General features: G+C 43.7%; 13 protein-coding genes. 4 read left to right on the top strand and 9 right to left on the bottom strand.

Annotated features, from left to right (window positions below):
- Positions 1 to 103: 103 nt before the first annotated feature.
- Positions 104 to 1,063, bottom strand: a complete 960-nt coding sequence (locus tag J4N40_RS18195; protein WP_005376234.1) for a GGDEF domain-containing response regulator — start codon at positions 1,061 to 1,063, stop codon at positions 104 to 106.
- A gap of 273 nt (positions 1,064 to 1,336) precedes the next feature.
- Between J4N40_RS18195 and J4N40_RS18190 the strand changes: the two genes are divergently transcribed.
- On the top strand, positions 1,337 to 1,774 hold the full coding sequence (locus J4N40_RS18190; RefSeq protein WP_005376232.1) for a DUF3069 domain-containing protein: 438 nt from the start codon (positions 1,337 to 1,339) through the stop codon (positions 1,772 to 1,774).
- A 76-nt stretch (positions 1,775 to 1,850) separates the two neighbouring features.
- Here J4N40_RS18190 and modC read toward each other — a convergent pair whose 3' ends face one another.
- The 4 genes from modC to J4N40_RS18170 all read right to left on the bottom strand — a co-directional run bounded on the left by modC (position 1,851) and on the right by J4N40_RS18170 (position 5,947).
- A complete protein-coding gene (modC, locus tag J4N40_RS18185; protein ID WP_054575980.1) occupies positions 1,851 to 2,957 on the bottom strand; it encodes a molybdenum ABC transporter ATP-binding protein ModC in 1,107 nt (368 codons plus the stop codon).
- Positions 2,954 to 3,643: a molybdate ABC transporter permease subunit gene (gene modB / locus J4N40_RS18180; protein WP_054575444.1), complete on the bottom strand. Its 690-nt coding sequence runs from the start codon at positions 3,641 to 3,643 to the stop codon at positions 2,954 to 2,956. The genes modC and modB overlap by 4 nt, the downstream gene beginning before the upstream one ends.
- A gap of 27 nt (positions 3,644 to 3,670) precedes the next feature.
- A complete protein-coding gene (gene modA, locus J4N40_RS18175) occupies positions 3,671 to 4,426 on the bottom strand; it encodes a molybdate ABC transporter substrate-binding protein (RefSeq protein WP_054700905.1) in 756 nt (251 codons plus the stop codon).
- A 69-nt stretch (positions 4,427 to 4,495) separates the two neighbouring features.
- Positions 4,496 to 5,947 carry a cobyric acid synthase gene (locus J4N40_RS18170; RefSeq protein WP_170896982.1) on the bottom strand — a complete coding sequence of 484 codons (1,452 nt, stop codon included), beginning with the start codon at positions 5,945 to 5,947 and terminating at the stop codon, positions 4,496 to 4,498.
- A gap of 155 nt (positions 5,948 to 6,102) precedes the next feature.
- Here J4N40_RS18170 and J4N40_RS18165 point away from each other — a divergent pair, with 155 nt between their 5' ends.
- Complete coding sequence (locus J4N40_RS18165; protein ID WP_005376220.1) at positions 6,103 to 6,477, top strand: YgiW/YdeI family stress tolerance OB fold protein; 375 nt, start codon at positions 6,103 to 6,105, stop codon at positions 6,475 to 6,477.
- Between the two features lie 154 nt (positions 6,478 to 6,631).
- A complete protein-coding gene (locus J4N40_RS18160; RefSeq protein ID WP_017634623.1) occupies positions 6,632 to 7,168 on the top strand; it encodes a hypothetical protein in 537 nt (178 codons plus the stop codon).
- 129 nt (positions 7,169 to 7,297) lie between these two features.
- Here the strand turns inward: J4N40_RS18160 and J4N40_RS18155 are convergent, their stop codons facing one another.
- From J4N40_RS18155 to J4N40_RS18145, 3 genes are all read right to left on the bottom strand, one after another.
- Positions 7,298 to 7,981 (bottom strand): ATP-dependent zinc protease family protein, encoded by a 684-nt coding sequence (locus J4N40_RS18155; RefSeq protein WP_005388032.1) that lies wholly within the window; start codon positions 7,979 to 7,981, stop codon positions 7,298 to 7,300.
- An 11-nt stretch (positions 7,982 to 7,992) separates the two neighbouring features.
- Positions 7,993 to 9,180 carry an amino acid aminotransferase gene (locus J4N40_RS18150; protein WP_025767759.1) on the bottom strand — a complete coding sequence of 396 codons (1,188 nt, stop codon included), beginning with the start codon at positions 9,178 to 9,180 and terminating at the stop codon, positions 7,993 to 7,995.
- A 155-nt stretch (positions 9,181 to 9,335) separates the two neighbouring features.
- On the bottom strand, positions 9,336 to 10,193 hold the full coding sequence (locus J4N40_RS18145) for an AraC family transcriptional regulator (RefSeq protein WP_025767758.1): 858 nt from the start codon (positions 10,191 to 10,193) through the stop codon (positions 9,336 to 9,338).
- 120 nt (positions 10,194 to 10,313) lie between these two features.
- Here J4N40_RS18145 and J4N40_RS18140 point away from each other — a divergent pair, with 120 nt between their 5' ends.
- On the top strand, positions 10,314 to 11,699 hold the full coding sequence (locus J4N40_RS18140; RefSeq protein ID WP_250654638.1) for an MATE family efflux transporter: 1,386 nt from the start codon (positions 10,314 to 10,316) through the stop codon (positions 11,697 to 11,699).
- Between the two features lie 84 nt (positions 11,700 to 11,783).
- Here J4N40_RS18140 and nrdG read toward each other — a convergent pair whose 3' ends face one another.
- Positions 11,784 to 12,254, bottom strand: coding sequence for an anaerobic ribonucleoside-triphosphate reductase-activating protein (nrdG, locus tag J4N40_RS18135; protein WP_017634628.1), 471 nt, complete (start codon positions 12,252 to 12,254; stop codon positions 11,784 to 11,786).
- Positions 12,255 to 12,261: the final 7 nt, after the last annotated feature.

The raw sequence follows: 12,261 nt of genomic DNA, 5'->3' as shown, positions 1-12,261 counted from the left end.
TCAGCATAATAACTGCACTGATCGTTGCCACTATCCCGATGTTATCTATCTAATCAAAGGTATAAGGTATACGCCCGATTGTGACATTCATAAAATTTTGTTTTTAAAGAGAATTAACTAAAGTATGTGTGTTTCTTCCCAAAGACTTCGAGGTATATAGCGCTTTATCAACGGTTGCATACAAGTCTGATTGCACTTCTTTCCCTGTCGGTTGAAAAACAAAAACACCCTGTGACACTGTCACTCTATTTGACACACTAGAATACTCATGTGGGTAATCGAGAAAATACATAGCCTCTTGTATACGCTCGGCTTCTCTTTCTGCTGTTTGAGTGTCGGTACACCCTAGCAACACGACAAACTCTTCTCCACCATATCGACCTACATATTCCCCAGAGCGACAAAAAGTAGCCTTGAGTTGATTCGCAATCGCTTGCAAGCAACGATCGCCTTCAATATGACCGTAATTATCATTAAACGGTTTAAAAAAATCGACGTCCAATAGAATCAAAGCCATTGGCATATTGTGACGACCATGCCATGCAACCATCGATTCCAACTTATGGTCGATATAACGGCGGTTATAGAGTTTGGTTAGGCCATCTTCATTCGCTTGCTGAGTCAAAAGTTGATTAACCTGCTCCAATTGAGCTGTCGCTTGCTTAAGCTCTCGTCTCATATGAGCAATACGCTGCATTGCGATAAGTTTAGAGTTCAGTACCAGTTTATCTACCGGCTTAATTAAATAGTCATCACCGCCCGCATCTATGGCTTTAGCAATCATTTCTGGCTCTTCGTGACTACTCAAGAAAATAATTGGGATCCAATCCGGAAACGTTTCTCTTATATGAAGAGAGACTTCAAAACCGTTCATATCTGGCATTGATATATCGAGTAACACCAGCTCCGGATCAAAACTCTCGTAGGTATTTAACGCCTCTAGTCCACTACCTACGGCTTTTACAATATGTCCAAGTTGCTTTAGACGAATAGCCAACTGCATCCTGTCTAGCTGAACATCGTCAACCAGAAGGATTCGCATCGATGTCCCTGTCGGTTGCATAACGCGTTCCATTTTTAATTATGTCTTTATTAAACATATACCATACTCATAGAGTTGTTGCATTTGACTCATAATTAAGTGCTATATTTTTGTTTGAATATCACGGAATCCATTGCATAAAGCAGTTAGACTGAACGTTACCCTATCTAATCATGGCCTGTGAGCAGAAGCTCAACAAACTCATTCACTTTGGTCATCTTGCGGACTAATGGGTATAGCTATTTGATGCATTTGGTATTAATATTCCCGCCTTTTTGTAATGAGAGACACACCATGTCAGAAGCAACTAACAGCGAAAGCAAAAAAATCGATCTAGCCAGCATTTCTCCAGAGCTACGTAAAGTTATCGAATTTGACGAAGTTCCAGAGCAAATGTTCGAAATGGTTACCTCTATCCATGAAGTGTCTGAAGAAGCGGTACGTGAATCATGGGACGAAATGCCAGCAAGTGCACAGAACATTCTAGACAACTTTGAACAGTTTCATGCTCTAGTTTCTGTAGGCCAAGCATTCGCTGGTATTAATGTGATGGAAGAGTTCCCTACTCTTAATCTGCCAGAAAACATGACAGATGAAGATAAAGAAGAATACCGTGCTCAACTACTTGATAATGTGCTTCACAACTGCGTGAAAGACATGGTTAAGCAACTGAAGAAAGCACGTCGTGACCCACTTCTTAAGCGTGAATTCAAAGAAGTATTCGCGAAGTAATTCCGGCATTCTTCTAGTAAAAAAGGCCGCACTTTGCGGCCTTTTTTGATCATGAAGCGTAAATCAGTCTAAACGGTTAATGAGGCGCTAGTGCCATATCTTTTTGTGTCACACTGACACCTTTAATTTGTGCAAAAACACGGCTACCAACTTTTAGGTTGAGATCGTCAAGGGCCCACGGTGTGATCGTTGCCCACAAATAACATTTCTCGTCTAGCTTGAGTGATACATTAATACTCTGTTTGTCATCGGCTGCGTTAAACACTTCGATGGAATCGACAATAGCAGGCAGAATATTTCGAATCGACGTCGCCTTGGGCTGCTCGAGCGTGATAGAAACGTCATTGGCACGCACTTGCAAGCGTATTGGCGTGTCTGGTGTTCCGTCAATCTTTTGCACCCACAGGAATACATTAGGTGCAAGGTTGATACAAGTCAGTGCATAACGTTCATGATGTTCAGCAATCCGGCCTTCAAATAAGCTGCTTTGGTCTGAGAAAGATTGCCATGGACGCATAGCATGAGAAGCCCACACTTCCTCAAGCTTACCTGAACTCGAAATTTTACCTTGGTCAATAATTGCAAGGTGCTGAGCAAGCCTTAAAATTTCCTGGAGACTGTGTGTGACATAGATAATAGGGATATTTACCTTCTCCGACAACTCCTCGAGAAAAGGCATTACCTCACGCTTTCTTGGCATATCGAGTGAGGCAAGTGGCTCATCCATCAAAAGCAAATTGGGCTTAGATAGCAATGCGCGCGCAATCGCAACACGTTGCTTTTCACCACCAGAAAGTGATACCGGAAAGCGCTTTAGTAACGGTTTGATAGACAAGAGTTCGGTGACTGCATCAAAATACTCGTCATCTTTTTCTTTAACGCCATACAACAAATTGCCTTGAACCGAATAGTGAGGAAACAAACGTGAATCCTGAAACACATAACCAATGCCACGCTTGTGCGTTGGTAGGTTTATTCCCTGTTCACTGTCAAACAAAACATGCTCACCAACCGCAACATACCCTTGCCTTGGAGTGACCAATCCGCTGATGATGTTAATCAACGTCGTTTTACCTGCACCAGATCGTCCAAACAAGGCACTAATTCCATTACAGGGTAACTTAAGTTTGATGTCGAAGTCAGTCTCACCAAGCATTTGTTTAAATTGGACTTTAATCGTCATTGCTTCGCACCCAATCTGCTTGCCGCTTTACGATTTAGCCATTCAGAGATCATTAATGTAGACAAGGCTAACGCGATAGAAATGATACACAGACGAGCCGCCTGCATTTCTGCACCTGGCGTTTCAATAAAGTTGTACATTGCCAGCGGAATCGTTTGGGTCTCACCCGGAATGTTAGAGACGAAACTGATCGTCGCCCCGAATTCGCCAAGACTACGAGCAAATGACAGCATCGTGCCCGTAATAATTCCGGGAATGGTCAGTGGTAACGTGATGGTGAGAAACACTTTTAAAGGAGAAGCGCCTAACGTAGAGGCTGCGTGCTCCAATTTAGGGTCGACGCTATCTAAGCTTAAGCGTACTGAACGAACCATCAAAGGCAAAGCCACGACAATACAAGCGACTACTGCCCCTTTCCAATTAAAGCTAAATACTACCCCTAAGTTTTCATAGAGCCACTTTCCAAGGACCCCTTGTCGTCCTAAAGAAATCAACAATAAATAGCCGATTACCACTGGCGGCAATACCAGTGGTAAATGAATTAAGCTATCGAGAATCGATTTACCAAAGAACGTTTTTCGAGAAAGTAGCCAAGCAAGAAAAACGCCGAGAGGAATCAGCCAAAGTACTGCGTACGCGCCTACTTTGAGGCTTAACATTAAGGCTTGGTATTCCAGTTCTGTCACGCTTCGTTCCTATAATTGAAGGCCGGTTTATTGCTGAAAGCCATATTGAGCAAAAACGCGTGCGGCTTCGTCCGATTTTAGGTATTGGAAGAACTGCTCCGACTCAGTAGAATCATTCACAATTGCAGCCGGGTACACAATAGCCGCATGCGTATCAGTCGCAAATTCGCCGACAATTTTGACTTTATCAGTTAACTGAGCATCGGTTTTGTAGACCACACCTAAAGGCGCTTCTCCACGTTCAACCAACGCCAAAGCTAAGCGCACATTCTTTGCTGGTGCGACGTGAGTTTGAACCGCTTTCCATACACCCAGTGTAGTCAATGACTCTTTCGCGTACATACCAGCAGGTACTGACGTCGGATTGCCTAAAGCAAGACGATTTCCATGCAATGCCTTCTCCCATGCCTTTGCATCAGAAAAGTTAAATGAGGTTAATTCTGAAGACTGGGGAGCAATCAACACTAAGCTATTGCGCACTAGATTTGTGACATTGTCACGAAAAATGACGTCTTTATCGACCAAATAATCCATCCATTTCGTGTTCGCAGAAATGAATACATCCGCTGGTGCGCCATTGATAATTTGTCGAGCGATAGAAGAAGAACCACCATAAACGGGAGTGATAGAAACGTCATACTTTTCTTCAAAGTTTTGCGCGATCTCGTTAATCGCATTCGTCATAGAAGAGGCTGCATACACTTTTAGGTTCGTTGCTGCGTTTGCTGAAAATGAAATGCTTAATACTGCCGCAAGGCAAGCATGCTGTTTCCATGCTTTCATAGAGATACTCCAATACAAGGCAAGCGAAAGAACAGGTTATTTGAATATAAAGTTCAATCAGTTAATGTGCTATTTAAACAAAAAATCAAGGCGCATATGTTGTTCTATCGCATCTGCGATGCGATTAATGCCTTGCTCCTTTAACTCTTCAAAGTCTTGTTGTTTGATTTGGGTGCCGTTTACCCATTCTGATACCAGGCTTAAGACATCTGCCTCGTCAAAGAACCCGTGAAGGTAGGTTCCCATGATTTGGCCACACTCGCTGATCGCCCCCTCCGCTTCACCGGAACTGAATGTAAGAGGTTGCAGGCCCCGTACTTCACTTCGCCCTACGTGGATTTCATAACCCTTTACATTGGCTGTTTTGCCGTTAAGAGAAAGCTGTGCTTGTGTGTTTGTAAGCTGTTTGCTGTTAGTTAGCGTCGTAGTGATATCAAGCAACCCAAGTCCTTCGCTTTGACCTGGTTGGCCTTCGACGCCGTTTGGATCATCAATCAAGTTTCCAAGCATCTGGTAGCCGCCACAGATACCAATCACTTTTCCACCAAGACGAATATGACGCAAGATATCGTTATCCCACCCTTGGCTTCTTAGATACTCCAGATCGTCTCTCACTGATTTGGTCCCAGGCAAAATAACCAGGTCGGCTTTATCTATTTTTTCGCCTTTACCTACATAACGTAGATTGATGTCTGGATTCAATCGCAGCACATCAAAATCAGTATGATTACTAATCCGGGTTAAAACAGGCACAACAACATTCAGTTTTACCTCAGAGTGCAACTCTTGCTGCGCAGTGATCGCGTCTTCTGCTTCTAAATTCAAACCATGGAGAAAAGGAAGTACACCAAGTACAGGTTTACCTGTTTTTTCTTCTAGCCAATCGAGGCCCGATTGCAATAAACGAATATCACCTCGAAAACGGTTGATAACAAATCCTTTTACTCGCGCTTGTTCAGATTCAGAAAGTAGCGCAAGTGTTCCGTACAAATGTGCAAACACTCCACCACGATCAATATCAGCAACAATGATCACTGGTACATCAGCGGCCTCAGCAAAACCCATGTTTGCAATATCGCCTTCTCGTAAATTGATTTCAGCAGGACTCCCCGCGCCCTCGATAATGATCGAATCAAATTCTTGAGTCAGACGAGAGAAGGAATCTAACACCGTGTCCATCGCCACTTTCTTGTAATCATGAAAGCCAGCCGCATCCATATTGGAAATCACCTTACCCTGCAAAATGATCTGAGCACCTGTATCACTGTTAGGTTTAATTAAAACCGGATTCATATGTACGGTTGGCTCAATATTACACGCCTGTGCCTGAACGGCCTGTGCTCGACCTATTTCACCGCCATCTTTGGTTACCGCACTATTTAGTGCCATGTTTTGTGGCTTAAATGGGGCAACATTTATCCCTTTTCGTGCTAATACACGGCATAAACCTGCCACAAGGACACTTTTTCCGGCATCCGAAGTGGTGCCTTGAACCATTAAAGATGGGATCGCTGATTTCATGAACATTTGTAAGGAATAGAGGAAGATGAACAATCATAACGTCATCGTCCCCACTTACTCAAGCAAATGAATAGAATATGAATGTTGAAATCATCATTGGTTCAAACAAGCCCTGCTTTAATGACCCCATCAAAACAAACCGATGAGGATGTAACATGAAAAAGAATACAATTATCGCAACAATCGCCGCCTTAGCTATTGCTCCTTCTATCGCGTTCGCGAAAGATAACGCTCAAAACCAATCAAACTTGCAGTTTAACGGTCCTGTCACTGTGGAAAAATTGGATGCCTTGCTAAACGACTCCAATATGTTTACTGAAAAAGATGTGGTCGTTGAAGGTAACTTATTGCGTCAAGTTCGCGCGGATAAGTTTGTCTTTAGCGATGGTTCCGGTGAAGTGATGGTCGAACTCGATGACGATATTCAGCTAAATACTCCGATTGATCACACGACTAAAGTCCGTCTGTTTGGCGAATTTGAAGGCGGGAACAAACCAGAGATTGAAGTCGAACAACTCGTGGTCATGTAAAACAAACCCCGATTGCTGTGCATATCAACATGATGTAGTGACGATTACAGCTAAATAGTGACGGCAAGCACTTAAAATGATAGCTTTATCAATCTTGGTCTGCTTTTTGCAGACCATTTTTTTGTTCATTTTAATCATCTTGCCCGGAGACACCATGCTAGGTAAAGCTCTAAAGGTTGCAGCCTTTGGTTTGTGTGCTATTTTGCCACTTTCCGCACACGCAAATAATTTCAACTACAACACGATGGAATTTCGCATGGGCACTAGCCCTGGTACATTTGGTGGCGAGTTCAATACCTACTTTACAGAGAATACCCATTTCATTGCTCGCGCAGACAGTGAATTCAGCGGAGACTGGGACATTGCTGGTGGTATAGGCTTTAATGGGCCAGCAGGCCAATTTGCAGATATTTATGGCCAAATGTTGGTACACAACATTAAAGAGAACGGCAGTGATAAAGTGGGCGACGAGTGGCGCACGGAAGTGAATATTGGCACTCGTATTTGGTTTATGCAAAATGTTGAGCTACATGGCCGTATCGGCCAAATCATAGATAATGACGATTCGAACACCATTTACAATCTGGGCGCACGATTCCACTCAACTCAGCAACTATCGCTTGGTGCAGATTTCAAAAATAATGGTGTCTATGGCCAGCAAATTGTAATGTCTGCTCGTTTTGCATTTTAGTGGACATGACTATGACTACCAGGGCATCACAAGCAAGCATATGATTCAATAAAAATGGCCTCCAATTTTGGAGGCCATTTTTTGTTAATCACGAATCATTAGCTTGTAGCAGAAACTAGCTGTAATACATCAGTTTTTAGCGGTTTTTTTAGGTTTATCTTGCACATATTTTTTCGATACATCTACAACGGCGATATCTCTAAAAAAGCTTCGACCAAGCAAAATTGGAAACGTCATATGTCCGCGATCCGCTAACGTAAACTCTGTCTTTTCTTTGTGATCCCCAACGGTAATGTAGGCTTTTACCACCGCTCGTTTATCCACCTCTTCTGACGAAGACTGCTTAACTTTAGCCCAGCGCTCAACGGGTACTTTAAATTCTTTGGTGTCTTTGTCACCTAAATCTATCTTAAATTTAACCCAGTCTTTACCATCACGCTCAAACGGAACAATGTCAGTCGCACTAATTGATGATGTTGTCGCACCTGTATCGACTCTAGCCTTGAAAGTCTGGTCAATTTCAGGAACATAAACCCATTCTTCAGAACCAAGAATTAACATGCCATCGGGTGTTTTTGTGACCTTGACTGGCTTCTTAGGCTTTGGTTCCGGCTTTTTCTCAGGTTTCGCTTCTGGTTTGGGCTCCACCTCTGGCTTTGGATCTACATCAGGTTTCACTTCTGGCTCGACTTTAACGGGCTCTTCGACCTTTGGCGACTCTGGCTCAACAGGTTCCTGCGTCGTTTGAGTTGACGTACAAGCAATTAAACTGCCGCTCATCATAAGCGGCAGAATCAGTTTCCAGTTTTTCATCCACACTCCAATTAAGCTTGAGATACTTTCTTAATTGCGTCCGCTACGTATGGAATATGAGTTTCGGTAAGTCCGGCAATGTTAATTCGACCATCGCCAACACCATAAATGCCATAATCTTCACGCAGTTGCGCCATTTGGTTTCCACTAAAGCCTAGCACAGTAAACATGCCTTTGTGACCCTCAATGAAATCAAATTGATCTGTATTATGGTTGTTTCTCAACTCGTTACACAAACTTTGACGAAGGCTAACCAAACGATGTTGCATTTCACTCAATTCTTGCTTCCAAACGGAAGTGAGATTGTCATCTTGCAGAATGGTCTTAACTAAAGCTGCACCATGGTCGGGTGGCATCGTGTAAGTCGAGCGAGCTAGAGTGAGGAGTTTACCTTTTGCATTGGTTACATCATGCATGTTCTTACCAACCACAATCGCTGCACCAGTTCGTTCACGGTACAGACCAAAGTTCTTCGAACATGAAGTAGTAATCAACATCTCTTCAACGTTATCTGCCATAAAACGAAGGCCTTTTGCGTCTTCTTCTAGGCCATCACCGAAGCCTTGGTAAGCAATGTCCACAAATGGGATGAAACCGTTCTTCTGCGACAATTCTGTAATGGCTTGCCAAGCAGAGAAGTCAATATCCGCACCAGTTGGGTTGTGGCAACAACCATGAAGAAGTACCACATCTGAAGGCCCAGCTTTCGCAAGATCATCCATCATTTTTTCGGTGTCTACTTGTTTCGTTTCCGAAGAGAAATAGTGGTAGAACTTAACTTTAAGGCCTGCTGCTTCCATCACTGGCTTGTGGTTTACGTAGCTTGGGTTGGAAATCCAAACCGTCGTATCTGGCTGTGCGATCTTCATTAGATCACCGAGCATACGCAGCGCACCACTTGCACCTGGCGTTTGAATAGCTGCAACACGATCCATTGCAGACGTTCCCGTCAGTAGCAAATTGATCATGCTTTTATTAAATTCTTCGCAACCTGCAAGACCAACATAAGACTTGGTTTTTTGAGTTTCAACAACGACATCCTGCGCCATTTGAATGGCTTTCATAATCGGCGTTTCGCCTGCGCTGTTTTTGTATACGCCAATGCCAAGGTCAACCTTGTTTGGACGTTCATCGTTACGGTATGCAACGGATAGAGATAAAATAGGATCTAATACGGGAGTTGGGAGATTAGAAAACATGAAAGTCATAACCCTTTGAAATTCAAGTACCGAACCTCACGTTAACACCATCGCAAAAAATGACGAAATGATTTTTCACTTATTTCATCAATTAGAGAACAAAATTCTGGATTGCGGTGAGTTTTGTGCGCTCTATCGTTCAGAAAAAGAACGATTCACTCCTCGTTGTACCAATCCACTCTACCGTTTTTTCTAAACTCTCTTGGTGTCATGGTCGACCACGCTTTAAAACGTGTACTAAAGTTAGCGCTGGTCGGATATCCGACTATTTCTCCAATATGCTGAATTGGCCATTCTGTTGAACGAAGTAACCTAGCAGCATATTCCATGCGCATACGCGTTAAATGTGCCATTGGGCTTCGACCAAACTGCTTTTGAGTCAGTCGATGCAAATGAGGCTCCGAACATGGATATAGAGCCGCCACCTGCTCAACGCTCCAATCCTTATGGAGCTGACGTTGGACAAGGTCAAATACACGCCGAAGCCTCAATTGGCTGCGTGATATCGACTCTGAGGGCGGCATGTTTAACATCAGCTCTAACTGAGCCACACTATGCTCACCTACCGCACCACCATAATCGATTGGAAGGTTAATGCTGCGTAGTAACGTTTGGATACATGCATACATCACTTCAGGTGTAGATGAAAGCTGGTAGCGAACATCGCATTCTAATATCGGCCACTCTCTATCAGGAGCAAGAAAAAGCCACGCGATCTGCCAAGGTTCTTCTTCTATACCAAAACCGTTTTCAACACCTGCGGGTACTGTAATCAACGAGCCCGGTTCCAAATCGTATCGATAAGTCCCACTCTCTAGCCACCCTTTACCACGCACCGTATAGAGCAGCATGTGTTTCTTTTGGTTTTTACGATAAACAGAGAAGAAGTCACGACAAGTGGCAATGCCGCACTGCACAATGCCTCTCTCCTCAAGTGCTAATACTCGACTGTGATCAATAAACTCTTGATAAGTTTTTTCTGAAATCGCGTAGCGTTCTTGTTTATCTTCCATGATTTATTGGCTCACATGTGCGTTAGTAGAGAGTTTTACAAAGGTTTTGGATTCCTTTGAAAAATACACCGCCAAATCATGAGGATAAACTACTCGCATTAATCTTTAAGGAGAAATGCGATGCTCTTAACACGCGAATACATCGATAAAGCATTTTGGCAAAAGCTGATTACGATTGGCCTACCTGTTTCACTTCAGTCCATGCTTTTTGCTTTGCTCGGCGTCGTGGATATTTTCATGGTAAGCCTACTCGGAGAATCTGCAACGGCAGCAGTTGGAGTTGGAAATCGTATCTTTTTCTTCAACCTAGCGGTTGTCTTTGGCCTGTGCGGTGCAGTTACCGTACTTGCTTCTCAATACTACGGCTCAGGAAACCTAGCCGGAATTCGCAGTACGTTGGCGCAATCTTGGTTTATTTCCATTTTGGTGACGCTGCCGTTTATCGTTCTTTATGCGATTTTTGATGAAGAGATCGTCTCTTTTATGTCAGACGATCCTGAATACGTCACTTATGCACGTGATTATCTTGTGGTTACGGGCTTTAGCCTCATTGCTACGGCGATAGTAGTACCGATTGAAGCGGTATTGCGCTCCGTGGGCCAAACCAAACTGGCAACCAACGTTAGTATCTCCGCCATTGTCGTTAACGTCGCGCTTAATTATGTTTTGATTTTTGGTTTATTTGGTTTCCCTCAATGGGGCGTATTTGGTGCAGCCGTAGGTAGTTTTGTTTCTCGATTTTTCCAAACCGCCGTCTTGATTTATTTTTTCTACAAACGATATGCTTACCTAATTCCGACTAAGTTCGATTGGGTACAAGGCCGCTTAAAACAGTATCGAAAAAAGTACTTTAAGGTTTCTTTACCCATGTTGGTCCACGATGCGCTTTGGACTGGTGGATTGATCGTTTACAGCATCATCTATGGTCAATTGGGCGTTTCAGAACTGGCGATCATCTCATTCTTATCACCGATTGAAGGGGTACTGATTTCAACCTTTATGGGATTTGCGGTCGCTGCATCCGTTCTTCTTGGGAATGATATTGGTGCAAAACATTATGACCGAGTCGAGAAAACGGCGTGGTGGTATGTGTTAACCAGCGCAATCTTAGCCACCTTGCTGTTTTTCCTAGTGTGGTTGAGCTCGCCCATGATTCATCACCTATTGGTACTGAGCCCGTTAACCGATGCAGACATGGCACTTAACGTATGTTTAGTCATGGCGCTAGGTATGATTTTGAGGGTGTTTAACATGGTTGGGATTGGCGGCGTACTAAATAGTGGCGCTGATATTCGCTATAGCATTTTCATCGACACGTTCGGTCAGTGGGCTATTGGCATCCCCCTTACTTATTACACAGGCATGGTGTTAGGGCTGCCTTTGCATTTTGTCTTGATGTCTCTGCTCGCGGAAGAGTTAGTGAAAGGCGTACTGACGACTTACCGTATTCAATCTAAACGTTGGATAAATAATATGGTTGAAGATGATCAATCGGTGACAGCGTAACCAAAAAGACATTAACGAACTCACACCAAAAGGGCTCACCCGTTATGCACGCGAGAGCCCTTTTTATGTGCGGAGAATGCTTGATTAGATGTCCGTAAAGCGATGAATGATTTGGTTTGAACTGCCACGCCATTCGAGATTGAGGTCTTTCTTGTCTTGTTCAAACTTACCATCAATCAAAACATCGATGTATTGCACCACTTCCCTTTGCGCGTTATTCAGTTCCGTCAGCGTGTAGCCAGTCCAAACCCAAATGTCTTTACCTGGGCACTCCTCTCTCACCCTTTTCACTATCTTCAAAATATGAGGCACATTAGCAGGGTGAAGCGGATCTCCACCCGACAACGACAAGCCACGGCGTTTGATACGCGTGTCGTTTAAGTCAGCGATGATTTTGTCTTCCGCTTCTTGCGTGAAAAGTACACCAGAATCCAAACGTTGCGTCGACTGGTTATAACACCCACGGCACTGATGCACACAACCCGACACAAACAGCGTGCAGCGCGTACCCGGTCCGTTAACAACGTCAATTGGATAGTATTGGTGGTAATTCATAATGCGT

Origin of the sequence: Vibrio sp. SCSIO 43097 (assembly GCF_023650755.1) — a bacterium.
Lineage (GTDB): Bacteria > Pseudomonadota > Gammaproteobacteria > Enterobacterales > Vibrionaceae > Vibrio > Vibrio alginolyticus.
Note: the sequence above shows the minus strand (reverse complement) of the source record. Positions and strands in the feature narration are given on the sequence as shown.